The 24,991-nt window shown below is 70.2% G+C and carries 24 protein-coding genes; 19 read left to right on the forward strand and 5 right to left on the reverse strand.

Annotated features, from left to right (window positions below; all coding sequences use genetic code 11):
- From HF877_RS16425 to hisG, 4 genes are all read left to right on the forward strand, one after another.
- On the forward strand, window positions 1-861 hold the full coding sequence (locus HF877_RS16425; protein WP_169622267.1) for a rhodanese-related sulfurtransferase: 861 nt from the start codon (window positions 1-3) through the stop codon (window positions 859-861).
- Window position 862: 1 nt separating this feature from the next.
- Complete coding sequence (locus HF877_RS16430; protein WP_169622268.1) at window positions 863-1,750, forward strand: pseudouridine synthase; 888 nt, start codon at window positions 863-865, stop codon at window positions 1,748-1,750.
- 50 nt (window positions 1,751-1,800) lie between these two features.
- Complete coding sequence (locus HF877_RS16435; protein ID WP_206037218.1) at window positions 1,801-2,082, forward strand: phosphoribosyl-ATP diphosphatase; 282 nt, start codon at window positions 1,801-1,803, stop codon at window positions 2,080-2,082.
- Between the two features lie 87 nt (window positions 2,083-2,169).
- Window positions 2,170-3,033 carry an ATP phosphoribosyltransferase gene (gene hisG / locus HF877_RS16440; protein WP_169622269.1) on the forward strand — a complete coding sequence of 288 codons (864 nt, stop codon included), beginning with the start codon at window positions 2,170-2,172 and terminating at the stop codon, window positions 3,031-3,033.
- Window positions 3,034-3,095: 62 nt separating this feature from the next.
- Here hisG and HF877_RS16445 read toward each other — a convergent pair whose 3' ends face one another.
- Entirely contained in the window at window positions 3,096-3,926 is an 831-nt protein-coding gene (locus HF877_RS16445) for a thioesterase family protein (RefSeq protein WP_169622270.1), read from the reverse strand.
- A 246-nt stretch (window positions 3,927-4,172) separates the two neighbouring features.
- Between HF877_RS16445 and HF877_RS16450 the strand changes: the two genes are divergently transcribed.
- Window positions 4,173-5,024 (forward strand): tRNA (adenine-N1)-methyltransferase, encoded by an 852-nt coding sequence (locus HF877_RS16450; RefSeq protein WP_169622271.1) that lies wholly within the window; start codon window positions 4,173-4,175, stop codon window positions 5,022-5,024.
- 59 nt (window positions 5,025-5,083) lie between these two features.
- On the opposite strand, the gene HF877_RS16455 is transcribed toward HF877_RS16450, so the two are convergent.
- Window positions 5,084-5,572, reverse strand: coding sequence for a nuclear transport factor 2 family protein (locus HF877_RS16455; RefSeq protein ID WP_169622272.1), 489 nt, complete (start codon window positions 5,570-5,572; stop codon window positions 5,084-5,086).
- 266 nt (window positions 5,573-5,838) lie between these two features.
- Between HF877_RS16455 and arc the strand changes: the two genes are divergently transcribed.
- From arc to prcA, 5 genes are all read left to right on the forward strand, one after another.
- Window positions 5,839-7,542 carry a proteasome ATPase gene (gene arc, locus HF877_RS16460; RefSeq protein WP_240952606.1) on the forward strand — a complete coding sequence of 568 codons (1,704 nt, stop codon included), beginning with the start codon at window positions 5,839-5,841 and terminating at the stop codon, window positions 7,540-7,542.
- A gap of 121 nt (window positions 7,543-7,663) precedes the next feature.
- On the forward strand, window positions 7,664-9,157 hold the full coding sequence (gene dop / locus HF877_RS16465) for a depupylase/deamidase Dop (RefSeq protein ID WP_169622274.1): 1,494 nt from the start codon (window positions 7,664-7,666) through the stop codon (window positions 9,155-9,157).
- Between the two features lie 154 nt (window positions 9,158-9,311).
- On the forward strand, window positions 9,312-9,503 hold the full coding sequence (locus tag HF877_RS16470) for a ubiquitin-like protein Pup (RefSeq protein ID WP_169622275.1): 192 nt from the start codon (window positions 9,312-9,314) through the stop codon (window positions 9,501-9,503).
- 44 nt (window positions 9,504-9,547) lie between these two features.
- Window positions 9,548-10,354, forward strand: a complete 807-nt coding sequence (gene prcB, locus HF877_RS16475; protein ID WP_206037236.1) for a proteasome subunit beta — start codon at window positions 9,548-9,550, stop codon at window positions 10,352-10,354.
- A complete protein-coding gene (gene prcA / locus HF877_RS16480; protein WP_169622277.1) occupies window positions 10,351-11,151 on the forward strand; it encodes a proteasome subunit alpha in 801 nt (266 codons plus the stop codon). Before prcB ends, prcA begins: the two co-directional genes overlap by 4 nt.
- Here the strand turns inward: prcA and HF877_RS16485 are convergent.
- Entirely contained in the window at window positions 11,136-12,560 is a 1,425-nt protein-coding gene (locus tag HF877_RS16485) for a phosphatase PAP2 family protein (protein ID WP_240952607.1), read from the reverse strand. The two genes, prcA and HF877_RS16485, sit on opposite strands and share 16 nt — an antisense overlap.
- 122 nt (window positions 12,561-12,682) lie before the next feature.
- On the opposite strand from HF877_RS16485, the gene pafA reads away from it, so the two are divergent.
- From pafA to HF877_RS16520, 7 genes are all read left to right on the forward strand, one after another.
- Window positions 12,683-14,041: a Pup--protein ligase gene (gene pafA, locus HF877_RS16490; protein WP_296549363.1), complete on the forward strand. Its 1,359-nt coding sequence runs from the start codon at window positions 12,683-12,685 to the stop codon at window positions 14,039-14,041.
- Window positions 14,042-14,108: 67 nt separating this feature from the next.
- Window positions 14,109-15,161 carry a YafY family protein gene (locus HF877_RS16495; RefSeq protein ID WP_169622279.1) on the forward strand — a complete coding sequence of 351 codons (1,053 nt, stop codon included), beginning with the start codon at window positions 14,109-14,111 and terminating at the stop codon, window positions 15,159-15,161.
- Window positions 15,158-16,138 carry a YafY family protein gene (locus HF877_RS16500; protein ID WP_169622280.1) on the forward strand — a complete coding sequence of 327 codons (981 nt, stop codon included), beginning with the start codon at window positions 15,158-15,160 and terminating at the stop codon, window positions 16,136-16,138. Before HF877_RS16495 ends, HF877_RS16500 begins: the two co-directional genes overlap by 4 nt.
- A gap of 122 nt (window positions 16,139-16,260) precedes the next feature.
- Complete coding sequence (gene tatA / locus HF877_RS16505; RefSeq protein ID WP_169622281.1) at window positions 16,261-16,548, forward strand: Sec-independent protein translocase subunit TatA; 288 nt, start codon at window positions 16,261-16,263, stop codon at window positions 16,546-16,548.
- A 108-nt stretch (window positions 16,549-16,656) separates the two neighbouring features.
- Entirely contained in the window at window positions 16,657-17,586 is a 930-nt protein-coding gene (gene tatC / locus HF877_RS16510) for a twin-arginine translocase subunit TatC (protein ID WP_169622282.1), read from the forward strand.
- Between the two features lie 14 nt (window positions 17,587-17,600).
- Window positions 17,601-20,339, forward strand: coding sequence for a DEAD/DEAH box helicase (locus HF877_RS16515; protein ID WP_346765212.1), 2,739 nt, complete (start codon window positions 17,601-17,603; stop codon window positions 20,337-20,339).
- A 131-nt stretch (window positions 20,340-20,470) separates the two neighbouring features.
- The gene (locus tag HF877_RS16520; protein WP_169622284.1) at window positions 20,471-21,286 is read left to right on the forward strand and encodes a DUF4333 domain-containing protein; all 816 of its coding nucleotides are present in this window, start codon (window positions 20,471-20,473) and stop codon (window positions 21,284-21,286) included.
- A 15-nt stretch (window positions 21,287-21,301) separates the two neighbouring features.
- Here HF877_RS16520 and HF877_RS16525 read toward each other — a convergent pair whose 3' ends face one another.
- Complete coding sequence (locus tag HF877_RS16525; RefSeq protein ID WP_169622285.1) at window positions 21,302-22,285, reverse strand: 5'-3' exonuclease; 984 nt, start codon at window positions 22,283-22,285, stop codon at window positions 21,302-21,304.
- Window positions 22,286-22,320: 35 nt separating this feature from the next.
- Between HF877_RS16525 and HF877_RS16530 the strand changes: the two genes are divergently transcribed.
- The gene (locus tag HF877_RS16530; RefSeq protein WP_169622286.1) at window positions 22,321-23,451 is read left to right on the forward strand and encodes a Xaa-Pro peptidase family protein; all 1,131 of its coding nucleotides are present in this window, start codon (window positions 22,321-22,323) and stop codon (window positions 23,449-23,451) included.
- Between the two features lie 15 nt (window positions 23,452-23,466).
- Here the strand turns inward: HF877_RS16530 and HF877_RS16535 are convergent, their stop codons facing one another.
- Complete coding sequence (locus tag HF877_RS16535; protein WP_169622287.1) at window positions 23,467-23,862, reverse strand: PPOX class F420-dependent oxidoreductase; 396 nt, start codon at window positions 23,860-23,862, stop codon at window positions 23,467-23,469.
- An 88-nt stretch (window positions 23,863-23,950) separates the two neighbouring features.
- On the opposite strand from HF877_RS16535, the gene HF877_RS16540 reads away from it, so the two are divergent.
- Window positions 23,951-24,697, forward strand: a complete 747-nt coding sequence (locus tag HF877_RS16540; RefSeq protein WP_169622288.1) for an SDR family NAD(P)-dependent oxidoreductase — start codon at window positions 23,951-23,953, stop codon at window positions 24,695-24,697.
- The last annotated feature ends 294 nt before the right edge of the window (window positions 24,698-24,991 follow it).

A 24,991-nucleotide genomic window follows, 5' to 3' on the forward strand; every position in this document is an offset into this window, starting at 1 on the left:
ATGGCAATTCCCAAGATCGTGTTGTTCTACGCGTTCACGCCGCTGCCCGACCCGGAGGCGATCCGGTTGTGGCAGCACACCCTCGCGTCGTCGCTGGGGCTGACGGGCCGGATCCTGATCTCCGAGCACGGCATCAACGGCACCGTCGGTGGGGACATCGCCGCGGTGAAGCGCTACGTGCGCGGACTGCGCGGCTATCCGGCGTTCAAGGACACCGACGTCAAGTGGTCCGACGGCACCGGCCACGACTTCCCGCGCCTGTCGGTCAAGGTGCGCCCGGAGATCGTGACGTTCGGGGTGCCCCACGAGGTGAAGGTCGACGACCACGGTGTGGTGGGCGGCGGCACCCCGCTCTCGCCGCGCGCCGTGCACGAGTTGGTCTCCGAGCGCGGCGACGAGGTGGTGTTCTTCGACGGCCGCAACCGGTTCGAGGCGGAGATCGGCCGGTTCCGGAATGCGGTGGTGCCCGAGGTGGAGACCACCCGCGATTTCGTCGCCGAACTCGACAGCGGCCGTTACGACCATCTCAAGTCCCGTCCGGTGGTGACCTACTGCACCGGCGGGGTGCGGTGCGAGGTGTTGTCGGCGTTGATGCGCAACCGCGGTTTCGAAGAGGTGTATCAGCTAGACGGCGGAATCGTGCGCTACGGCGAGACATTCGGTGACGACGGGCTGTGGGAAGGTTCGCTGTACGTGTTCGACGGCCGCATGAACGTCGAATTCAGCCCGGCCGCAACCGTGTTGGGCCGGTGCACCGAGTGCGGAACGCCGACGTCGCGGTACCGCAACCACCCCGATCGCGACGGCCGCGACCTGACGCTGGTCTGCGCGGGGTGCGTACCGGACCCCGTCGAGGCCTGAGGTGCGCGGAGCCCCGCTGCCGGTGCGGGACGGTCTCGGCCCGGACCGGCTGCGTATGCCCGCCGAGACGGACGCGGCCACCATCGTCGAATTTCTGCAGTCCCGTCACCCGGGGGAGGACTGGCAGGCCCGCGTGAGCGCCGGTGAACTCGTCGACGAACACGGCCGGCCGGTGGACGCCGGCACCCGCTATCAGCCGACCCGGTTCGTGTACTTCTACCGCGACCCGCCGCCGGAGGTGCCGGTGCCGTTTCCGGTGGAGGTGCTGCACCGCGACGACCGACTGGTGGTGGTGGACAAACCGCACTTCCTGGCGACCATCCCGCGGGGCACCCACATCCGGGAAACGGTGGTCGTGCGGCTGCGCCGGGAACTGGACCTGCCGCATCTGGTGCCGGTGCACCGGCTCGACCGGATGACCGCCGGTGTGCTGCTGTGCACCACCGACCCGCGCTGGCGGCGGCCCTACCAGGAACTGTTCGAGCGGCACCTGGTGGTCAAAGAGTACGAGGCGGTCGCCGGGTTCCGGCCGGAGCTCGCATTCCCGCAGGTCGTGCGCACCCGCATCGACAAGCAGCACGGTGAGCTGACCGCCGTGCAGAGCTTCACCGACCCGAACTCCGAGACCCGCATCGAACTGCTGGAGCGACACGGAGATCGGGCCCGGTACCGGCTGCACCCCCGCACCGGGCGCACACACCAGTTGCGTCTGCACCTGACGGCGCTGGGGATCCCGATCGTGGGGGACAACTTCTATCCGGTGTTCCGGCGCCGCGACCCGGACGACTTCACCGATCCGCTGCGGTTGCTGGCACGCGCGCTCGAGTTCCCAGATCCGATCAGCGGGGCGACGCGGCGGTTCGTCAGCGCCCGGAACCTCGGGTGGTGAGCCGCGCGCCGGGCGCGGTGGTGTCCTGAATTCGGGGGGAGCGGCGCGGCATGAAACAATCAACCCCTGTGAAGACCTTCGATTCCCTGTTCGCCGAGCTGTCCGAACGTGCTGTGACCCGTCCTGAGGGGTCCGGCACCGTCGCCGCGTTGGACGCCGGTGTCCACGCGCAGGGCAAGAAGGTGATCGAGGAGGCCGGCGAGGTATGGATCGCCGCCGAGTACCAGTCCGATGAGGAGCTCTCCGAGGAGATCTCGCAGTTGCTGTACTGGGTGCAGGTTCTGATGGTGGGGCGCGGTCTGAAGCTCGAGGACGTCTACAAGCATCTGTGACGGCCGGCGCCGCCGCTTCGAGGTGGCTGCCGTCCGTGCCCGTGGACCTCGTCGATTCTTCCCTCCCTTTCCGAAAGGACGTTCGTCATGCTGCGCGTCGCAGTTCCCAACAAGGGCTCGTTGTCCGAGTCTGCCGCCGAGATTCTGCAGGAGGCCGGGTACCGGCGCCGCACCGATTCGCGGGATCTGACAGTCATCGATCCCGTCAACGACGTCGAATTCTTTTTCCTGCGCCCGAAGGACATCGCGATCTATGTCGGGTCCGGTGAGCTGGACCTGGGGATCACCGGCCGTGACCTGGCCCTCGATTCGGGTGCGCCCGTCGCGGAGCGGCTCTCGCTCGGGTTCGGGCGGTCCTCGTTCCGGTACGCCGGCCCCAAGGGCCGCGACTGGACGGTCGAGGACCTGCACGGGCTGCGGATCGCCACGTCGTACCCGAATCTGGTGCGCCGGGACCTCGAGTCCCGTGGTCTCGACGCGACCGTGATCCGGCTCGACGGGGCGGTGGAGATCTCCATCCAGCTCGGGGTGGCCGACGCGATCGCCGACGTGGTCGGGTCGGGTCGCACGCTGCGGCAGCACGATCTCGTGGCGTTCGGTGACTCGCTGTGCGATTCGGAAGGTGTGCTCATCGAGCGGGAAGGCTCCGATCGTGCCGATCGGGCCCGCAATCAGCTCATCGCCCGGCTCGAAGGCGTGGTCTTCGCGCAGCAGTACGTGATGCTCGACTACGACTGCCCGAAGCACCTGCTCGAGCAGGCGGTGCAGGTCACGCCGGGACTCGAGTCCCCGACGATCTCCCCGCTGGCGAACGACTCGTCGGTCGCGGTGCGGGCCATGGTGCCCCGCAAGGGCCACAACGCGGTGATGGATCGTCTCGCCGAGATCGGGGCGCACGCCATCCTCGCGTCGAACATCCGGTCGTGCCGCGCGATGCGCGCCGCCGAATAGCTCTCCGGAGAAGAACTACCGGCGGGCACATCCCGTCTCTCACCTCAGGTGCGGTCTCGCGATCAGCGGGACCGCACCTGCACGTTCTGGGCGATGCGGCCGAGTGCACCGGCCTCGTCGTAGAGCACCCCGGCGGTCATACCGACGCCGTCGGGACCCACGGACGTCTCGGCGGAGATCCCGACCCAGGTGGGGTCGGGAGCGCGGAACAGGTGCACGGTCAGTTCCGTGTTGAGGAACAGCCAGCGGGTGGGGTCGAGCTTGGAGCCGACACCGTTGGCGACGTCGGCGACGGTCATCAGCCGGTCCAGCCCGGTGGGGGTTTCGCCGTCCACCAGCGGCAGCGGGGCACACACCCACGCCGCGGAGGGGCCCGGCACCCCGAACTCGGTGACGACCCGCCACTCGAGGGTAGAGATGTATCCGCCCGACCACGCCGGGTGACCGACCGAGCCCGCGGGAACGGTGTCGACCGGCGGCAGCGGCGGCTCCGAGGTGCGAGCGACGTCGGGCAGGTCGACGGTCTCGAGCCGCCAGCCGGTGCCCCGCGCGACCGCCCGGGCGGTGCCGTCGGGGGCGGTGGCCCACAGTTCGGCGACGACCAGTTCGATCTTGCGGCCCGGCCGGTCGATCCGGGTGCGCACCTCGAGGTCGGTGAGCGGAACCGGACCGAGCAGGTCGACGGTGATGCGGGTCAGCCGGGTGCCCGGGCGCGGCCGGTGCCGTTCGAGCGCGCGGGCGAGCAACGCGGACGGCGGCGCGCCGTGCTGCAGGTCGGGTCCCCAGGTGCTCACGGTGTGCTCGGTGGGCCGGAAACGTTCGATGCTCACGTCGGGGTCGGCCCCGGGATCGGTGGGGACGGGGACGGGCACGTAGTACGAGGCGGCGCTCACTGCGGGAACTCCTTGTGGGGATGGGACGGCACGGCGCCCGGTGGGAACCGGGCGCCGGATCCGATGATGGCAGTCGCGGCGCCGTGCGGCGCACACCGGGTGCGCCGCCGCCGGTGAGGGCGTGGTCGGTGGGGGGCGTGGTCGGTCGCCGGGCGCGACCTGGCACGCTAGAGACCCGGGACCGGCACCATGCGGGGTCCCGCGCGCCGAGGTCGGCGCGGTGATCGGACGAAGGTGGACACGGTGATGGCAGAAGGCGGACTCGGGCGCAGCGGACCCTTCCAGGTCGGGGACCGGGTGCAGTTGACCGACGCCAAGGGCCGCAAATACACCGTGGTGCTCGAGGCGGGCAAGGAGTTCCACACCCATCGCGGCGGAATCGTGCACGACGCGCTGATCGGCGCGGACGAGGGTTCGGTGGTGACCTCCACGAACGGCACCCCGTATCTGGCGTTGCGGCCGCTGCTGGTCGACTACGTGCTCTCGATGCCGCGGGGCGCGCAGGTGATCTATCCGAAGGACGCAGCGCAGATCGTGCACGAGGGTGATGTGTTCCCCGGTGCGCGGGTGCTCGAGGCGGGCGCCGGATCGGGCGCACTGACGTGCTCGCTGCTGCGGGCCGTCGGCCCGGAGGGCACCGTCATCTCGTACGAGGTGCGCGACGACCACGCGGTCCACGCAGTGCGCAATGTGGAGACGTTCTTCGGGGAGCGGCCCGCCAACTGGAATCTGACGCTCGGGGATGTCGCCGACTACGACCTCGAGGCGCACGGACACGTCGACCGGGCGGTGCTGGACATGCTCGCGCCGTGGGATGCGCTGCCGGCGGTGGCCGACGCGCTGGTACCGGGCGGGGTGCTGATCGTGTACGTGGCGACGGTGACGCAGTTGTCGAAGGTGGTCGAGGCGATGCGGGAGCAGGCGTGCTGGACCGAGCCGCGCTCGTGGGAGTCGATCGTGCGGGGCTGGCACGTGGTGGGGTTGGCCGTGCGGCCGGAGCATCGGATGCAGGGGCACACGGCGTTCCTGGTGTCGGCGCGCAAACTCGCCGAGGGCACCGTCACCCCGAAGCCGCAGCGCCGGGCCGGTAAGGGCTGACCCAGCGGCTGCGAGTCCGTCGGGCCGGGAGTCCGAGGGGCCGGGGGGCCGGGGGGCGATTATGCGCAGGTGATCCGGCCCATTTCGAGGATCGAGCAGGCGGCGTCGTCGTCGAGGACCCAGCGCCCGTCGTCGGTGCGGCTGAATTGCAGAGGCATCGGGGCGCCGCCGTGCGGCCCGGCGACCTCGGTGGTCGCGGTGACGGTGTCGTCGTCGACGACGGTGACCTCGCCGACGGTGCCGGTGAGCGGGTAGCCGGCGAGCACGCCCGTGAACTGGTCGAGTTCGGCGCGGTGCTCGTCGCCGTCCTCGACGACGGCGACGCGGTCGTCGGTGGTCGCGGCGGGGTCGAAGAACACGTCCACCGGCTGCTGCAGGACCGCCGCGTCGACCGGGGCCGCCGCGGTGGCAGTCGTCGTGGTGGCGGTGGTGGTCGCGCTCGTCGCTGTGCTGTCGGTGGTGGTGGTGTCCGACGACGAGTCGGAGCAGGCGGGCAGCAGTGCCACGGCGGCCACCGCGGCGGCGGCCAACAGGGTTCGGGTGGTCACGGAGTGGGTCCTTTCGGGACAAGGGACGAAACAGATAGTTAGGTTAGCCTAACAGCGCTGACCGGGTGCCGGGGAGGTGCCGGTCGAGCACACCGACACCTGTTCGGTACCCGACGATTTCGTGTCGTCGTACACATTCGGCCAACGCCCGGTAGCGTGGAATAACCACATGGAGGGAGTCGCTCATGAACTCACAGAATCCGGATGCGGTTGCGGCGGCACGGGAGATCGACGAGATGCGCGCGGAGGTTGCCACGCTGCGCCGCATGCTCGCCGAACCGTCCGATCGGGTACGCGACCTCGAAGCCCGCCTCGAGTCCCTCACCGTGCGCAACGGCAAGCTGCTCGAGACCCTCAAGGACGCCCGCCAGCAGTTGATCACGCTGCGGGAGGAAGTCGACCGGCTCGGACAGCCGCCCAGCGGCTACGGAGTGATGCTCGAGACCTACGACGACCACACCGTCGACGTGTTCACCTCGGGCCGCAAGATGCGGGTGGCGGTGTCGCCGAATCTCGAACTCGACGACTTCCGTCCCGGGCAGACCGTACGGCTCAACGAAGCTCTGACCATCGTCGAAGCAGGCGAGTTCGAGCGCGTCGGCGAGATCACCACCTTGCGCGAACTGCTCGACGACGGGCGCCGCGCGCTGGTGGTCGGGCACGCCGACGAGGAACGCGTCGTGTGGCTGGCCGCGCCCCTGGCCGCCGCGGCGGCCCGCACCCTCGACCCGGCGAGCACCTCGAACACCGACGAGACCGACGGGCCGGACAACTTCAAGCTGCGGCCGGGCGACTCCCTGCTGGTCGACAGCAAGGCCGGGTACGCCTTCGAACGCGTACCGAAGGCCGAGGTAGAAGACCTGGTGCTCGAGGAGGTCCCGGACGTCGATTACGGCGACATCGGTGGCCTGGGCCGGCAGATCGAGCAGATCCGCGACGCGGTGGAACTGCCGTTCCTGCACAAGGACCTGTTCCACGAGTACGCGCTGCGGCCCCCGAAGGGCGTGCTGCTGTACGGGCCGCCCGGCTGCGGAAAGACGCTGATCGCCAAGGCGGTCGCGAACTCTCTCGCGAAGAAGATCGCCGAGGCCCGCGGCGAGGATTCCAAGGACGCCAAGTCCTTCTTCCTCAACATCAAGGGCCCCGAACTGCTCAACAAGTTCGTCGGTGAAACCGAGCGGCACATCCGGATGATCTTCCAGCGGGCGCGGGAAAAGGCGTCCGAGGGCACTCCGGTGATCGTGTTCTTCGACGAGATGGATTCGATCTTCCGTACCCGCGGCTCGGGGGTGTCCTCCGATGTGGAGACCACCGTCGTGCCGCAGTTGCTCAGCGAGATCGACGGCGTCGAAGGACTCGAGAACGTCATCGTCATCGGCGCGTCCAACCGCGAGGACATGATCGACCCGGCGATCCTGCGGCCCGGCCGGCTGGACGTGAAGATCAAGATCGAGCGGCCCGACGCGGAAGCGGCACTGGACATCTTCTCCAAGTACCTCACCGAGACCCTGCCGGTGCACGCCGACGACATCGCCGAATTCGGCGGCGACCGCGCCGCGTGCATCCGGGCGATGATCGAACGGGTCGTCGACCGCATGTACGCCGAGTCGGAGGAGAACCGCTTCCTCGAGGTCACCTACGCCAACGGCGACAAGGAAGTCCTGTACTTCAAGGACTTCAACTCCGGCGCGATGATCCAGAACATCGTCGACCGCGGCAAGAAATACGCGATCAAGTCGGTGCTCGAGACCGGCGCGCCGGGTCTGCGGGTGCAGCATCTGCTCGACTCGATCGTCGACGAGTTCGCGGAGAACGAGGACCTGCCCAACACCACCAACCCGGACGACTGGGCCCGGATCTCGGGCAAGAAGGGCGAACGCATCGTCTACATCCGCACGCTGGTCACCGGCAAGAACGCCAGCGCCAGCCGGGCGATCGACACCGAGTCGAACACCGGTCAGTACCTGTAGGAACACAGAGAGTTCCGATCGGCACCGAGGGCCGGTGCCCGCCACGCGCGGGCACCGGCCCTCGGCCCACCGGATCGGCGTCCCGACGCCGCGCGCACCCGCATCGCCTAGGCTCGACGCTATGCAGCGGATCATCGGTATCGAGGTCGAATACGGGATCTCTTCGCCTCACGACCCCACAGCGAACCCGATTCTCACCTCCACCCAGGCGGTGCTTGCCTATGCCGCCGCCGAAGGGGTGCCACGCGCCAAGCGCACCCGCTGGGACTACGAGGTGGAATCCCCCCTCCGCGACGCCCGCGGCTTCGATCTGGGCCGGTTCAACGGTCCCGCCCCGGTGATCGACGCCGACGAGGTCGGTGCCGCGAACATGATCCTCACCAACGGGGCCCGGCTGTATGTCGACCACGCCCACCCCGAATATTCCGCGCCCGAAGTGGCCGACCCGCTCGACGCGGTGATCTGGGACAAGGCCGGCGAGCGGGTGATGGAAGCCGCCGCCCGGCATGCGTCGAGCGTGCCCGGCGCACCGCGACTGCAGCTGTACAAGAACAACGTCGACGGCAAGGGCGCCTCGTACGGCACCCACGAGAACTACCTGATGGCACGGCAGACCCCGTTTTCGTCGATCGTGGCGGGCCTGACCCCGTTCTTCGCCTCCCGGCAGGTGATCTGCGGGTCGGGCCGGGTCGGGATCGGCCAGAACGGCGACGAGGCCGGGTTCCAGCTGTCGCAGCGCTCCGATTACATCGAGGTCGAAGTGGGTCTGGAGACGACCCTCAAGCGCGGCATCATCAACACCCGCGACGAACCGCACGCCGACGCCGACAAGTACCGGCGCCTGCACGTGATCCTCGGCGACGCCAACCTCGCGGAGATGTCGACATACCTCAAGGTAGGCACCACGGCGCTGGTCCTCGACCTGATCGAAGCGGGCGTGGACCTGAGCGACCTGCAGCTCGCCCGCCCGGTGACCGCCGTGCACCACATCAGTCACGATCCGACGCTGCGCAAGACCGTCGCGCTCACGGACGGCCGGGAACTGACCGGGCTGGCACTGCAGCGGATCTACCACGAGCGGGCCGCGCGGTTCCACGACGGTACCGACGACAAGCGCATTCTCGACATTCTCGAGAAATGGGCGATGGTGCTGGACCTGCTCGAACGCGACCCGATGGAGTGCGCGGATCTGCTGGACTGGCCGGCGAAGCTGCGGTTGCTCGAGGGATTCCGGCAGCGTGAGAACCTGGCGTGGTCGGCTCCGCGACTGCACATGGTGGACCTGCAGTACTCCGACGTGCGACTCGACAAGGGGCTCTACAACCGGCTCGTCGCGCGGGGCTCGATGCAGCGGCTCGTCACCGAACAGCAGGTGCTCGACGCGGTGCACACCCCGCCGTCGGACACCCGGGCCTACTTCCGCGGCGAGTGCCTGCGCCGGTTCGGCGCCGACATCGCCGCCGCGAGCTGGGATTCGGTCATCTTCGATCTCGGTGGGGAATCGCTGGTCCGCATCCCCACCCTCGAACCGTTGCGGGGCAGCCGCGCCCACGTCGGGGAACTGCTCGACAATGCGCAGTCGGCCGCCGAACTGGTCGATCAGCTCACGCACTGACCGCGACCCACCGGGACGGGACGCACGCGAGCCTCGCCGTGTCGTCGCCCCGGACGGGTGCGGCTCGGTAGGGTGGGGGTCTGAAGTAGCGGTGGCCTCACCGATCGTCGACCGGTGACGGGAATCGCACGGATACAGGAGGAGGTCGGCGGCTATGGCGCAAGAGCAGACCACACGCGGTGGCGGCGGAGACGACGACGAGGGCGTCGGCGACGGCGGTGCCGGTCAGGAACGTCGCGAGAAGCTCGCGTCGGAAACCGACGGTCTTCTCGACGAGATCGACGACGTGCTCGAGGAGAACGCCGAGGACTTCGTGCGGGCATACGTACAGAAGGGTGGCCAGTGACAGCGGACCGGTCGTCGTTTTCTTCTCGCGAGGTGCAGCCCCGGCTGCACCTCGCGTCACCTCTGTCCTCGTTTTCCGATCACCTGCGGATCCACGCTCCGGAGCTGCTGCCGGAGAACCGGTTCCGGTTCGAAGCGGCTGACCGGGTGGACATGGCACCGCACGGCACCACGATCGTCGCGCTCACCTTCGCCGGTGGCGTGCTGATCGCCGGGGACCGGCGGGCCACCATGGGCAGCATGATCGCCTCCCGCGACGTGCAGAAGGTGTTCGTCACCGACTCGTACTCGGCGGCGGGTATCGCCGGTACCGCCGGGCTGGCGGTCGAATTGGTGCGGCTGTTCGCGGTCGAACTCGAGCATTACGAGAAGATCGAGGGCGTACCGCTGACCTTCGACGGCAAGGCCAACCGCCTCTCGTCGATGGTGCGCGGCAACCTCGGTGCGGCCATGCAGGGCCTGGCCGTGGTGCCGCTGCTCGTCGGATTCGATCTGGACGCGACCGACGCGATGCGCGCCGGCCGGATCGTGTCGTACGACGTGGTCGGCGGCCGCTACGAGGAACGTGCCGGGTACCACGCGGTGGGGTCCGGATCGTTGTTCGCCCGGTCTTCGCTCAAGAAGTTGTACCGGGCGGAGGCAGACGAGCCGGCGGCGTTGCGCAACGCGGTGGAGGCGTTGTACGACGCGGCCGACGACGACACCGGTACCGGGGGGCCGGACACCACCCGCGGGATCTATCCGACCGCGGTGGTGATCACCGCGGCAGGCGCCGTGGAGGTGCCCGAGGAAACGTTGTCCGCGCTGGCCCGGGAGATCGTGGCCGAACGTACCGCTGGAGGTGACCTGTGACGCTTCCCTACTATGCGTCCGCCGAGCAGATCATGCGCGATCGCTCGGAGCTCGCGCGCAAGGGCATCGCCCGGGGACGCAGCGTGATCGCGCTGATCTACTCCGAGGGCGTTCTGTTCGTCGCGGAGAACCCGTCGAAGGCGCTGCACAAGATCAGCGAGTTGTACGACCGGCTGGGGTTCGCCGCGGTGGGCAAGTACAACGAGTTCGAAAGCCTGCGCCGGTCCGGCATCATGCACGCCGACATGCGCGGCTATTCGTACGACCGGCGGGACGTGACGGGGCGGGCACTCGCGAACGCCTACGCGCAGACCCTCGGGTCGATCTTCACCGATCAGCCCAAGCCGTTCGAGGTGGAGATCTGTGTGGCGGAGGTGGCTCGGGCCGAGGGGGACGAGGTGTCGCAGCTGTACCGGATCACCTACGACGGGTCGATCGTCGACGAGCCGCAGTTCGTGGTGATGGGGGGCAACACCGAACCGATCCTCACGGCGTTGCGGTCGTCGTACCGTCCCGGGATGTCGCTCGAGGACGCCGTGGGCGTGGCGGTGCGGGCCCTGCAGCAACCGGTCGGAAACGACGCGACGCCGCGGGCTCTGGGCCGCGGCGAACTCGAGGTCGCGGTGCTCGAGAGGGCGCGGCCACGCCGAGCGTTCCGCCGGATCTCCGGGGCCGCGCTCGAGGCACTGCTGCCAGCCGGTACCGAATCCGGCACCGGCGAGTCCGGGGCAGGGGAGTCCGGGGCGGGGGAGTCCGACTCCGGCCCGGACGGCACGTCGAGTCAGAGCGCGGACTGATCGGCCGGCGGCCGGTACACCCGCAACGCGGACGGTAGCGCCCGGAAACCGAAGACGGTGCCGTCGCCGGGCGCTTCTCCGTCGGTGGCCAATGCCACGGCGGGTCCGTCGACGCGCACCGTCAGGGTGGCGGTGTCGTACTGCCGGTACACCGGGGACGCCCCGAGTGTGCCGGTGGCCGCGGCGTAGATCAGCCGCACCCGCGACCAGCGGCGATCCGCGCTCAGATACCGGACATCGAGGGTGCCCGTATCGAGCGCCGTCCGCGACATCGGCACCTGGTCACGGGGCGTGTACCGGCCGTTTCCGGCGAACAGCAGCCACCAGGCCGCCGGCGCGCCGTCGAGCCGGCCCCGCATCGGTTTCGCGGTCCGCAACACGTCGATCATCGCCAGTGCCGCCGCCGGCCACTTGCCGATGCGCGGTTCCCACCGTTCCCGCAGCCGCACGGTGTCGGGATAACCACCGATGCCGGCGGTGTTGACGAACACGCGGGTGCTGGTGCCGGCCGCGCCGGTGACGGTGACTTCGCCGAGTCCGACCGCGATGGCGTGCCCGCCGGTCACCGCCCGCATCGTGGCGGCGTGATCGTCGGAGCCGAGATCCCGGGCGAAATGATTCAGGGTGCCCCCGGCGAACACCGCCAACGGCAGGTCGTGTGCCCGTGCCGCAGCCGCGACCGCGGCGACGGTGCCGTCGCCGCCGCACACTCCCAGGGCCCGGGGCCGGTGGGTGGCGACGAGTGTGTCGAGTTGACCGGCCGGGTCGGTGTCGGTGTCGAGCGCGATCTGCTCGGCGCGCGGAAGTCCCTGCCGCAACAACTCCGCGGTCTCGTCGCTGCTCCCGGCACCCGGATTGACCACCAGCAGTAAGCCGTCGCCGCCGTCGAGGGCGGGCGCGGCGACCACGGTGCGGACCGCGGCGGGCTCGTCGTCGCGCACCGCCCACCAGCGGCGCGTCGACAACGCCACGGCCGCACCGACCGCGGCGCCGACCACCACGTCGCTGGGCCAGTGCACCCCCGTGTGCACGCGGGAGTAGGCGACCGCCGCCGCGACCGGGGCGAGCACCGCACCCGCGACCGGCGATTCCAGGGCGACCCCGGTCGCGAACGCCGCGGCAGAGGCCGCGTGCCCGGACGGGAACGACGAGGACCGCGGGGTCGGCACGATCCGGCGGGCGAACTTCGGGTCGGTGCGCGCCGGGGGACGCCGCCGCGGCAACAGCGGTTTGAGGACGCCGTTGGCGAGGCCGCTGGCCGCGGCGACCGACAACAGTCCCCGGACGGCGCCGCGGCGTGCGCGGCCACCGGCGGCCGCGCACACCGCGGCGCACCCCACCCACAGCACGCTGTGGTTCGCGGCGCGCCCCAGGTCGCGGAAGAACGGATCCGCGGGGGAGGCGCGCAGCGCTCCGCTGCGGTGGAACAGGGCCCGGTCGGCGGACCGGCGGCGCTCGCGAAGGGTCACACGTTGAACCGTAGATGTCGTTGCGACCCATGGTGGTCGGACCCGCGCGGTACTGTCGAAGTGTGCAGCGACGAATCATGGGTATCGAGACGGAGTTCGGCGTCACGTGTACCTTTCACGGGCACCGCAGGCTCAGTCCGGACGAGGTGGCCCGCTACCTGTTCCGGCGGGTCGTGTCCTGGGGGCGCAGCTCCAACGTGTTCCTGCGCAACGGTGCGCGGCTGTACCTCGATGTCGGGTCGCATCCGGAGTACGCCACCGCCGAGTGCGACAACCTGCTCCAGCTCGTCGAACACGACCATGCCGGGGAGCGGGTGCTCGAAGAGTTGCTCGTCGACGCCGAGCAGCGGCTCGCCGAAGAGGGCATCGGCGGCGACATCTACCTGTTCAAGAACAACACCGACTCCGCGGGCAACTCCTACGGCTGTCACGAAAACTTCCTGGTCGCGAGGGTGGGGGAGTTCTCCCGCATCTCCGACGTGCTGCTGCCCTTCCTGGTGACCCGGCAGCTGATCTGCGGAGCCGGGAAGGTGCTGCAGACCCCGAAGGCCGCCACGTTCTGCCTGTCGCAGCGCGCCGAGCACATCTGGGAAGGGGTGTCGTCGGCGACGACCCGGTCCCGCCCCATCATCAACACCCGCGACGAGCCGCACGCGGACGCCGAGAAGTACCGCCGCCTGCACGTGATCGTGGGCGATTCGAACATGTCCGAAACCACCACGATGCTCAAGGTGGGGTCCGCGGCGCTGGTGCTGGAGATGATCGAGGCGGGGGTGCAGTTCCGCGATTTCGCGCTGGACAACCCGATCCGCGCGATCCGCGAGGTCAGCCACGACCTGACGGGCCGGCGACCGGTCCGGCTGGCCGGTGGCCGGCAGGCCAGCGCCCTCGACATCCAGCGGGAATACCACGCGCGTGCGGTGGAGTACCTCGACACCCGCACACCGGATCGGTACGTCTCGCAGGTCGTCGACCTGTGGGGACGGGTGCTCGACGCCGTCGAAACGCAGGATTTCGCGAAGGTCGACACCGAGGTCGACTGGGTGATCAAGCGCAAACTGTTCCAGCGCTACCAGGACCGGTACAGCATGGAGTTGTCCGATCCCAAGATCGCGCAACTGGACCTGGCGTATCACGACATCAAACGCGGCCGCGGAGTCTTCGACCTGCTGCAACGCAAGGGCCTGGCGGCACGCGCCACCGACGACGAGGCGGTCGAGGCGGCGGTCAACACCCCGCCGCAGACCACCCGGGCCAAACTGCGCGGCGATTTCATCGCCGCGGCGCAGGCCGCCGGCCGCGACTTCACCGTCGACTGGGTGCATCTCAAGCTCAACGATCAGGCGCAGCGCACCGTGTTGTGCAAAGACCCGTTCCGGTCCGTGGACGAGCGGGTCGAGCGGCTCATCGCGTCGATGTGACGGTTCTGCGCGCTCCGGTGAGAGATTCCGGGGCGGCGCCGGGGCGACGGGGCATTAGGGTTGGGCCGTGGCGATCTCGAAAGTCGAACGGCTGGTCAATCTGGTCATCGCGTTGCTGTCCACCCGGCAATTCCTGACGGCGGAGAAGATCCGCACGTCGGTGGCCGGATACTCGGAGTGCGCGAGCGACGAGGCGTTCAGCCGGATGTTCGAGCGCGACAAGAACGAACTGCGCGATCTCGGGGTGCCCCTGGAAACGGGGATGCCGTCCCGGTTCTCCACCGTCGAGGGCTACCGCATCAACCGCGACGCGTACGAATTGCCCGAAATCGACTTGACCCGTGAGGAAACGGCCGCGGTCGCGGTGGCATCCGCGTTGTGGGAGTCGCCCGAACTGACCTCGGCGGCGCAAGGCGCGTTGCTGAAACTGCGGGCCGCCGGGGTGCAGGTCGACGTGGATCCGGGGACGGTCGCCCCGATCCCGGCGCGGGCCCGCGGCTCGGAACCGGCACTGCAGGAACTGCTCGCCGCGATCGATGCGCGGCGCGCGGTGCGGTTCTCGCACCGCAGCTCGCCCACCGAACCGTGGACCACCCGCACCGTCGACCCGTGGGGAGTGGTCACGGTGCACGGCCGGTGGTATCTGGTGGGCCACGACCGCGATCGGGATGCGCCGCGCACATTCCGGCTCTCCCGCATCGGCGACGACGTCACCGCGATCGGTCCGGCCGGAGCAGTACAGATCCCCGCGGGGATCGACCTGCGGGCCCGGGTCCTCGCCACCACCAGCCAGGGGGAGATCTCCGGCTCCGCGCGGGTATGGGTGGCAGCCGGGAAGGCCTACGAGTTACGCCGCCTCGGAGACGAAATCGAGCAGCGGCAGATCGGTGGCCACGACGGCAGTGCCCCCCGCGACGGCACGGTCCTCGAGGTGCCGGTGCGGTCCTGGGAATGGATCGGGCGGATCATCGCCGGGCAGGGCGCCGACGCGCTGGTGCTCGAACCGGCGGAATTGCGGGCCGAAGTGCAACGCATCCTGGCACGGGTGGTCGGCGACGGGGCCGCCGCCGAGAGGGACGAGACAGCGGGGGACGACACGGAGGGGGACCACGCGCCATGAGTGCACGACTGTCCGGGCGGTTGGCCCGGCTGCTGAACCTGGTGCCCTACTTTCAGGCGCACCCGGGGATCAGTGCGGCCGAAGCCGCCCGCGACCTGGGAGTCACCCCCAAACAGATCATGGACGACCTGAACCAGCTGTGGGTGTGCGGGCTGCCCGGGTACGGACCCGGTGACCTGATCGACCTGTCGTTCTCCGAAGACAGCATCGTCGTCACGTTCACCGCCGGCATCGACCGGCCGCTGCGGTTGACCTCCACCGAGGCGACCGCGCTGCTCGTCGCGCTGCGGTCGCTGCTGGAGATGCCCGGTGTGGTGGAACCCGCGGCGGCGCAATCGGCGATCGCGAAGATCGAAGCGGCCGCCGGCACCGCCGCGACCGCGCACACCCCGGACGGCGCCGGTGCCGCAGTCACGGAGAATCCCGTGGCGGGACGGGTACGCGATGCGGTGCGCCGCGGCCGGGCACTGCACCTGACCTACTATTCGGCCTCCCGCGACACCGTGTCCGAACGTGTCGTCGACCCCATCCGCATCGTGCTGATCGACGAGCACACGTATCTGCAGGCCTGGTGCCGCACCGCCGAGGGAGTGCGGCTGTTCCGCTTCGACCGCATCGACGAGGCGACGGTGCTCGACGAGGCGGCGCAGCCGCCGCAGCAGGCGCTGAGCGGCGACGAGCACCTGGAATTGTTCGAGGGCGACCCCGCACTGCCCGCCGCCCGGCTGCGTCTCGAACCCGGCTACACGTGGCTGCTGGACTATTACCCGCTCACCGATGTGGAGGTGTTCCCGGACGGTAGCTGCGAGGCGGTACTGCGATATGCGTCGCGGGACTGGATGGTGCGACTGCTGGTGGGCCTGGGCAGCGGCGTGACGGTCCTCGCGCCCGCCGAGTTGGTGTCCGCGGTGCGGACCCGCGCCGGTGAGGCCCTCGAGGCGTATGCGGCGCTCGACGACGCGGGACGGCCCGCGTGAACGCGCCGGCAGGAAACGTTCGTGTGAACCTTGCGCAAACTCCCTGCGGATTCGGTTCACCCGCGAAAACGGGCCGTACGGGTCCGGTAGCATCGACACCAGCCGATTTGTGGAGGTTGTAAATGGGTGCAATGAGCCCGTGGCACTGGGCCATCGTCGCGTTGGTCGTGGTGATCCTGTTCGGTTCGAAGAAGCTGCCCGACGCCGCACGCGGTCTGGGTCGTTCGCTGCGAATCTTCAAGAGCGAAGTCAAGGAAATGCAGAACGACGACGCGCGTTCCGCCGCGCCGCAGCAGCCGCAGGTCCAGCAGCCCCTGCCGCCGGTGCAGCAGCAGCCGCAGCCGGTGGAGCCCACCGTCGTTCCGCCGCAGCAGCAGACCGCGCCTCACAGCGAACCGCGGTCCTACTGACCGTGCTCTCCCCTCCGGGGCACCCACACGGGTGTCCCGGTTCCGCTGGTCCCGAGGGGCCCGGATTTCGAACCCCGGCGGCCATTATCAGGAGCTGAGAACCGCACCGTGCGCATCCCGTTCGATCCCCGCCGCAGTCGGCGCAAGACCAACCCCGACGGCACGATGTCGCTGGTCGAGCACCTGTACGAACTGCGCACGCGGCTGCTCATCGCGGTCGCCGCGGTGCTCCTCACCAGCATCCTCGGGTTCCTCTGGTACAGCCGCGGCGTGTTCGGCTTCGACAGCCTCGGTGAGATCCTGCGCGGACCGTACTGTGCGCTGCCGCCGTCGTCGCGCGCGGATCTGAGCACCGACGGGGCCTGCCGGTTGCTCGCGACCGGCCCGTTCGAACAGTTCATGTTGCGGTTGAAGGTCGCGATGACCGCGGGCATCGTGATGGCCTGCCCGGTCTGGCTCTATCAGCTGTGGGCGTTCGTCACCCCCGGCCTGTACAGCAAGGAGCGGCGGTACGCGATCGGGTTCGTCGTCTCCGGGGCGGTGCTGTTCGTCGCCGGCGCCGTGCTCGCGTACCTGGTGGTCTCGCACGCCTTGTCGTTCCTGCTCACCGTCGGTAACGACGTGCAGGTCACGGCCCTCTCCGGTTCCGAATACTTCGGTTTCATCATCAATCTGCTGGTGATCTTCGGGGTGTCCTTCGAGATTCCCCTGGTGATCGTCGCCCTCAACGCGGTGGGCGTGCTGCCGTACGAGAAGCTCAAGGCGTGGCGCCGCGGCCTGATCATGGCGATGTTCGTGTTCGCCGCGATCGCCACCCCCGGCCAGGATCCGTTCTCGATGATCGCCCTGGCGATGGCGTTGACATTGCTGCTCGAAGTGGCCATCCAGATCTCCCGGATCACCGACCGGCGGCGTGCGCGCCGTCGCCGCGCGGAAGGCTGGGGTGAACTCGACGACGACGAGAGTTCCACCATCCCGGCACCGGCACCGGTCGAACCGTCCGGCCCGGCCCGGACCGACTTCTCGGACACTCTGTGAGCGAGCACCCGCACGTGGAACCGGCCGTCCCGCAGAGCCCCGGACCCCGGCTCACCGATTTCGCCGCGTCCCTCGACTTCCCCCTCGACCCGTTCCAGCAGGACGCCTGCCGCGCACTCGAGGACGGCCATTCGGTGCTGGTGTGCGCGCCGACCGGCGCGGGGAAGACCGTGGTCGGCGAGTTCGCGGTGTACCTGGCGTTGCAGGCCGGCAGCAAATGCTTCTACACGACTCCGATCAAGGCGCTGAGCAACCAGAAGTACGCCGATCTGTGTGCCCGGCACGGTAGGGACGCCGTGGGATTGCTCACCGGCGACCAGTCCATCAACGCGGATGCGCCGGTGGTGGTGATGACCACCGAGGTGCTGCGCAACATGATCTACGCGTCGTCGACCTCGCTGATCGGTTTGACGCATGTGGTGATGGACGAGGTGCACTTCCTGGCCGACCGGTTCCGCGGCGCGGTGTGGGAGGAAGTGATCCTGCACCTGCCCGAGGACGTGCGGCTCGCGAGCCTGTCCGCGACCGTCTCGAACGCCGAGGAATTCGGCGACTGGATGACCACCGTGCGCGGTGACACCACCGTCGTCGTGGACGAGGTGCGGCCCATCCCGCTGCATCAGCACATGATGGTCGGACCCCGGATCTACGACCTGTTCGACACCAGCGCCGAACCCGCCGACCTGCCGAGGCGTGAACGCCGCCGCGGCATCGTCGTCAACCCCGAACTGCTCGCGGCGGTGCGCCGCCGGCTGAGCGCGGACGGGGCGGATCGGTGGCAGGGTCGGGGAGGCCGCGGCTTCGGGTCACGCAACTTCCGTCCGCTGCCGCGCCCCGACGTCATCACCCGGCTGGACCGGGACGGGTTGCTGCCGGCGATCACGTTCGTGTTCAGCCGCGCCGGGTGCGACGCCGCCGTGCTGCAATGCCTGCGGTCCGGGTTGCATCTGACCACCGACGAGGAAGCCGCCGAGATCGGCCGGATCGTCGACGAGCACACCCGCGAATTGCCTGCCGCCGATCTCGAAGTCCTCGGCTACAGCACGTGGCGCACCGCCCTCGAACGCGGTATCGCCGCGCACCACGCGGGCATGCTGCCCGCGTTCCGGCACACCGTCGAAGAGTTGTTCGTCCGCGGCCTGGTGCGCGCGGTGTTCGCCACCGAAACCCTCGCGCTGGGCATCAACATGCCGGCCCGCAGCGTGGTGCTCGAAAAACTCGTCAAGTTCAACGGCGAAACCCATGCCGAACTGACCCCTGGTGAATACACCCAGCTCACCGGCCGTGCCGGACGCCGCGGCATCGACATCGAGGGGCACGCCGTGGTGTTGTGGCAGCCCGGTGTCGAGCCGACGACGGTCGCCGGTCTCGCCTCCACCCGCACCTTCCCGCTGCGCAGTTCGTTCAAGCCGTCCTACAACATGGCGGTCAATCTCATCGACGCGGTCGGCGTGGACCGGTCCCGGGCACTGCTCGAGATGTCGTTTGCGCAGTTCCAGGCGGACAAATCGGTGGTCGGCCTGACCCGCAGCATCGAACGCAACGAGGCGACGCTGGCGAAGCTGCGCGAAGAACTCGGCGGCGCCGACAGCGAGATCCTCGACTACCTGACCTTGCGCGCGGATCTGACCGCCGCGGAGCGCGAGCACGAACGACGCAGCCGGCAGGACCGCCGGCAGGCGGCGGTGGCCTCGCTCGTCGGGTTGCGCGCGGGCGACATCATCACCGTGCCGGCCGGGAAACGCACCGGGCTCGCCGTCGTCGTCATCCCCGATCAGGACGTCACCGACCCGCGTCCGACGGTGGTCACCACCGACGGGTGGTCCGGACGGTTGTCGGCGGGCGATTTCCCGTCACCGGCAGAAGTGCTCGGACGGCTCCGGCTGCCGCGGCACATCGACCATCGCACCGGCCGCGGTCGCCGCGATATCGCGTCGGCGCTGCGGTCCAAGGGGTTGTCGGCACCGCGCCGCCCGAAGCGCGGCAAATCCAAGGGACACAACCGGGAGATCGACGCGTTGCGACGCCGGTTGCGCAGCCACCCGGCGCGCGACGAACCCGACCTCGAGTCGCTGGCGCGGCTCGGTGAGCGGTACCACCGGTTGCTGCGCGAAACCGAGCAGCAGCGGCGCCGCGCCGAGGCGACCACCGATTCGCTGGCGCGCACGTTCGAACGGATTGTCGCGCTCCTGACCGAACGCGGCTACCTCACCGGCGGCGACGACCCGGAGACCACCGATGCCGGCGACCGGCTCGCCCGGGTGTACACCGAGGCCGATCTGCTGGTCGCGGAATGCCTGCGGCACCGCATCTGGGCGGGGCTGTCCCCGGCCGAGCTGGCGGCGGTGGCGTCGTCGGTGATCTACGAGTCGCGCACCGACGACGTGGTCACGGTGCGTGGCCCGACCGGGCCGATCCGCACTGCGCTCGTGGAGACCATCCGGATGTGCGACACGTTGCGGGCCGACGAGGTGCGGCACCGGTTGCCGCCCACCCGCGAACCCGACCTGGGGTTCGTCACCGCCGCATACACCTGGGCGAACTCCGGTTCGCTCGCCGAGGCGCTGATCGCGGCCGACGTCGCAGGCCGGGAGTTGTCCCCGGGCGATTTCGTGCGGTGGTGCCGGCAGTTGATCGACATCCTCGACCAGGTCCGGACGTGCGCCGACGACCCGGAACTGGTGCGGACCGCGGGCCGGGCGGTCGGGGCGATCCGGCGCGGCGTGGTCGCCATCGATCCGGCCGCGGCGTGAGCGTCCGCGCCGCGACCCTCCGGGGCGCGACCGGTCCGGCTGGTGTGATTTGATACGCGCTGCCGTACCGGTGCCATGTGGTCCGGTGGCGCTACGGTGAGACAACACGTGAAGGGCAGCTGGAGGCGACGATGACCGGGCCGAACGAACCGCAGGACCCGGACGGACAGCAACCGTCCCGACCGGCCGATCCGTGGGCGAACCCGGCTTCCGGCCGGGCGTGGGACGCCGCTCCCGGCGGACAGTCCTGGGCACCGCCGCCCCCGCCCGGTAACTGGGGACAGCAGCACCCCGCCCAGCCGAATCCCGGCCCGTCACCGTGGCAGCAGGGTGGCGCCCAGCCCGGCTCTTCCGCCGGGCAGTGGGGACAGCCCGGTGGTCCGCCGCAGCAGCCCTGGGGACCGGCGCCCCAGCAACAGTCTCCGCAGCAACCCGGCCCGCAGGGCTGGGGACCGCAGCCGGGACAACCGGGGTGGGGCGCACCGCAGCCCGGACCGGCCGCGACACCCGGCTGGGGCCCACCGCCCGGCGGGGCGCAGCAGTGGGGCCAGCAGCCCCCGCCGCCGCAGCCCGGACAACAGTGGGGACCGCCGCCCGCCGGCGCGCAGCAGTGGGGCCAGCCCACCCCGCCGCCGAAGAAATCGAAACTGCCGCTGATCATCGGTGGCGTCGTCGCGCTCGTCCTCGTCATCGGCGCGGTGATCGCCGTCGCGACCCTCGGCGCCAAGACCACCCTCGATGCGGCAGCCGCCGAAGCGGGCGTGGCGAAGGTGCTCACCGAGTCGTACGGTGCCACCGAGGTCGGCGACGTGTCCTGCCCGACCGGCCAGGAAGTCGAGGCGGGCAACAGTTTCGCGTGCACCGTCACCGTCGACGGCCAGTACCGCTCGGTGACCTTGACCTTCACCGACGACGCGGGCACCTACGAGGTCAGCCGCCCCAACTGACCGGGCCGCCGCCGGTCACTGACCGGCGAGCGCCGCGACGAGCGAGGTCACCGGCCGTTCCACACCCCAGCGGCGCGCCAGTTCGTCGAGCCGGTCCGGGTGGGCGGGCACCGTCGGCAACACGTCGGGCCGCGACATCTGCACGTGCGCGTCGGTGGCGACCTGCACCACCGGCAACGCGGCGTCGAGGTAGTCGGCGGCTGCCGCGAGTTTCGCGCGCATGCCCTGCGAGAGCCGGGACGTCTCGTCGGTGACCGCCGTGCGGACCGCTGCGAGCGATCCGTACTGCATGAGCAATCCGGAGGCGGTCTTCTCGCCGACGCCCTTGACGCCGGGCAACCCGTCGGACGGGTCGCCGCGCAGCACCGCCAGTTCGGCGTAGGCGACGCCGGCGCGATCGGCGGGAACGCCGTAGCGCTCGGCGACCTCGGCGGGACCGAACAGTTCTGCCTTGGCCAGTCCGCGGCCCACGTACAGCACCCGCACCGGCACCGGTGTGTCGGTGACGACCTGCAGCAGGTCGCGGTCACCACTGACCACGATCACCGGGTCGGTGCGTTCCTGCGCGGCGAGCGTGCCGAGCACGTCGTCGGCCTCGAATCCGGCGGCGCCGCCGGTCGCGATTCCGGCGGCGGCGAGCAGGTCCAGGATCACCGGGACCTGCGGAAGCAGCGCGGGCGGGACCTCTTCGACGGTGCCGTCGGACCCGGCCGCGACCCGGTGCGCCTTGTAGCTCGGCACCGCGGCGACCCGGAACGCCGGGCGCCAATCCAGATCCAGGCACACCACCAGTCGGCTGGGCCGGTGCCGCCGGATCAGCGACGCGACCATGTCCACGAAACCCCGGACCGCGTTGACGGGCGTGCCGTCCGGCGCGGTCATCGACTCGGGCAACGCATGGAAGGCCCGGAACCACAGGCTGGCACCGTCGAGCAGCAGCACCACCGGTTGCGGGGCGGTCGGCGGCGGGGACGTCTCGGATGGGGTCACGGACCACATCCTGCCATCCGTGCGCGACCGATACGCTGGGGATCATGAGCACCGCCGACTCCCGATTTCCCGCCGCCCGCTACGGAACACGCCTGACTCGCGCCGCCGAGTTGGGGGCCGCCGCCGGGCTCGACGCGTTGCTGATCACCCCGGGACCGGACCTGCGGTACCTGGTGGGTTCACGCGCCGAGTCGTTCGAACGCCTGACCTGCCTGGTGATCCCCACCGACGGGTCGGCCGCCACCGTGGTGGTGCCGCGCCTCGAGCTGGCATCCCTCAACGAGTCGGCCGTCGCCGAACTCGCCGTGCCGGTCCGCGACTGGGTCGACGGACAGGACCCGTATGCGCTGGTCTCCGAGTTGCTGCCGGGTGCGTCCGCGGTCGCGGTCGCCGAGGCGATGCCGGCGCTGCATCTGGTGCCGCTCGCCGCGCGCTTCGGCGGCACCCCGGTACTGGCCACCCCGGTGATCCGGCAGTTGCGGATGCTCAAGGACGCCGACGAGATCGACGCGTTGCGCCGCGCGGGTGCCGCCATCGACCGCGTGCATGCCCGCATGGGGGAGTGGTTGCGGGCCGGTCGCACCGAAGCGCAGGTCGCCGCCGATATCAGCGCCGCGATCCTCGAGGAGGGGCACACCGAGGCGGCCTTCGTGATCGTCGGGTCGGGCCCGCACGGCGCCGACCCGCACCACGAGGTGTCCGATCGGGTCATCGAACCCGGCGACATCGTGGTCATCGACATCGGCGGTCCCGTCGAGCCCGGCTACAACTCCGATTCGACCCGCACCTACAGCATCGGCGAACCCGACCCGGCGATCGCCGCCCGCATCGCGGTGCTGGAAGCGGCGCAGCAGGCCGCGGTCGACGCGGTGCGGCCCGGGGTCACCGCCGAAGCGGTCGACGCCGCCGCGCGCGATCTGCTCGCCGCCGAAGGGCTGGGGGAGGTGTTCGTGCACCGGACCGGGCACGGCATCGGCCTGTCGGTCCACGAAGAGCCGTACATCGTCGGCGGCAACACCGAGACGCTCGAGCCGGGCATGGCCTTCAGCATCGAACCGGGCATCTACTTCCGCGGGCAGTGGGGGGCACGCATCGAAGACATCGTGGTGGTCACCGCAGACGGCTGCGAGCCGGTGAACCTGCGGCCGCACGGCCTGACGGTGCTGCCCGCCTGAGACCGGGCGCGCCGGTCAGTCCAGCACCGAACCCATCACGCGGGCCACGGCGATCTCCACGACGACCCGGGTCGGGTTCTCCCGCGGCTGCCGGTACCGGCGGGCGTAGCGGGCGACCCCTTCGGCGACGGCGTCGGCGTCGTCGCGGACCCGCGCGGGACCTTCCAGGGTGAGCCAGCGGCCCCCGTCGACCTGCGACACCGCGCCGTAGCCGCCGCGGGAGGCGTTGCGGGCCTTCTGCGACCCGGCGTTGGTGATCACCCGCGCCACCTGCGCGTCGGGATCCCAGGTGAACCCGACAGCGACGACGTGCGGGGTGCCGTCGGACCGCAGCGTGGTGAGGGTGCCGAGGTGGTATTCGGACAGGAACTGCAGCGCACGGTCGCCGAGCGCGCCGGGGGTGTGAACCATGCCCGGAAGCCTAGAGGGCCGGGCGCCGCCGCCGCGGAACGAGGGACCCGGCGACACCTGCGCGAGCCGTTCCCGCGACACTGGCGGAATGAACAGCGCACAGGGAACCATCGTCGTGTTCGGGGGCCGCAGCGAGATCGGAGTGGAGGTGGCTCGCCGGCTCGCGCCGGGGCGCACCGTGATCCTCGCCGCGCGCCGCGCCGACGACCTGGCCGGACCCCGGGACTCGGTGCTGGCCGCCGGTGCCGACGCTGTGCACACCGCAGAATTCGACGCCGACGCGCTCGGCACCCACCAGCAGGTGCTCGACGACCTGGTCGCCGCACACGGACCGATCGATCTCGCGGTACTCGCGTTCGGGATTCTCGGCGACCAGGCCCGCGCCGAAACCGATGCCGCACACGCAGCGGCGATCGTGCACACCGATTACGTCGCGCAGGTCGCGTTGCTGACCCGGCTGGCGAGCCTGCTGCGCGCGCAGGGATCGGGACGGATGGTGGTGTTCTCCTCGGTGGCAGGTGTGCGGGTGCGCCGCGCGAACTACGTGTACGGCTCGGCGAAGGCAGGACTCGACGGGTTCGCCTCCGGGCTGGCGGACGCGCTGCACGGCAGCGGAGTGTCGTTGCTGCTGGTGCGGCCCGGATTCGTGATCGGCCGGATGACCGAGGGGATGAGTCCGGCACCGTTCTCGAGCACCCCACCGCAGGTCGCCGACGCGGTGGTCCGCGCCCTGGGACGTGGTCGCGGCGAGGTGTGGGTGCCCGCCCTGCTGCGTCCGGTGTTCTTCGGGATGCGGCTGCTGCCGCGGGCGATCTGGCGGCGACTGCCGCGTTAGAGGGTGTGGATCCGGAAGACCGGGTACCGGTCGGCGACGGCGGCGAACTCGGCGGGTGTCGCGCGCCGGTCGATCGGGAAGTGTGGCCGCGCACCCGGGGCGAGGTCGAGGTAGCGGCGCAGAATGGGGACCCGCTCGCTCGGGGCGATCTCCTCGAGTGCCGCGGTCCGGCGTCCGCGGCGGTGCAGGACGGCGCGCCCGTCCGCGGCCGCCGCTCGCGGGTGAGTCGCGGCGGGGGATTCACAGCGGTAGCGTCCGGCGGGTGAATATCCGGCCCCGCCGCCCGACGACCTC

Source organism: Rhodococcus sp. BL-253-APC-6A1W, from assembly GCF_012843405.1.
Taxonomy (GTDB): Bacteria; Actinomycetota; Actinomycetes; order Mycobacteriales; family Mycobacteriaceae; genus Rhodococcus.

What these genes read in the sequence shown, in the direction of transcription:
- HF877_RS16470 (WP_169622275.1), top strand. Translation starts at nt 9,312, where the DNA reads ATGGCGCAAGAGCAGACCACACGCGGTGGCGGCGGAGACGACGACGAG.
- HF877_RS16525 (WP_169622285.1), bottom strand. Translation starts at nt 22,285, where the DNA reads ATGTGGTCCGTGACCCCATCCGAGACGTCCCCGCCGCCGACCGCCCCG.
- HF877_RS16540 (WP_169622288.1), top strand. Translation starts at nt 23,951, where the DNA reads ATGAACAGCGCACAGGGAACCATCGTCGTGTTCGGGGGCCGCAGCGAG.
- HF877_RS16535 (WP_169622287.1), bottom strand. Translation starts at nt 23,862, where the DNA reads ATGGTTCACACCCCCGGCGCGCTCGGCGACCGTGCGCTGCAGTTCCTG.
- HF877_RS16450 (WP_169622271.1), top strand. Translation starts at nt 4,173, where the DNA reads ATGGCAGAAGGCGGACTCGGGCGCAGCGGACCCTTCCAGGTCGGGGAC.
- dop (WP_169622274.1), top strand. Translation starts at nt 7,664, where the DNA reads ATGCAGCGGATCATCGGTATCGAGGTCGAATACGGGATCTCTTCGCCT.
- HF877_RS16520 (WP_169622284.1), top strand. Translation starts at nt 20,471, where the DNA reads ATGACCGGGCCGAACGAACCGCAGGACCCGGACGGACAGCAACCGTCC.
- HF877_RS16435 (WP_206037218.1), top strand. Translation starts at nt 1,801, where the DNA reads ATGAAACAATCAACCCCTGTGAAGACCTTCGATTCCCTGTTCGCCGAG.
- HF877_RS16425 (WP_169622267.1), top strand. Translation starts at nt 1, where the DNA reads ATGGCAATTCCCAAGATCGTGTTGTTCTACGCGTTCACGCCGCTGCCC.
- HF877_RS16500 (WP_169622280.1), top strand. Translation starts at nt 15,158, where the DNA reads ATGAGTGCACGACTGTCCGGGCGGTTGGCCCGGCTGCTGAACCTGGTG.
- hisG (WP_169622269.1), top strand. Translation starts at nt 2,170, where the DNA reads ATGCTGCGCGTCGCAGTTCCCAACAAGGGCTCGTTGTCCGAGTCTGCC.
- HF877_RS16530 (WP_169622286.1), top strand. Translation starts at nt 22,321, where the DNA reads ATGAGCACCGCCGACTCCCGATTTCCCGCCGCCCGCTACGGAACACGC.
- arc (WP_240952606.1), top strand. Translation starts at nt 5,839, where the DNA reads ATGCTCGCCGAACCGTCCGATCGGGTACGCGACCTCGAAGCCCGCCTC.
- tatA (WP_169622281.1), top strand. Translation starts at nt 16,261, where the DNA reads ATGGGTGCAATGAGCCCGTGGCACTGGGCCATCGTCGCGTTGGTCGTG.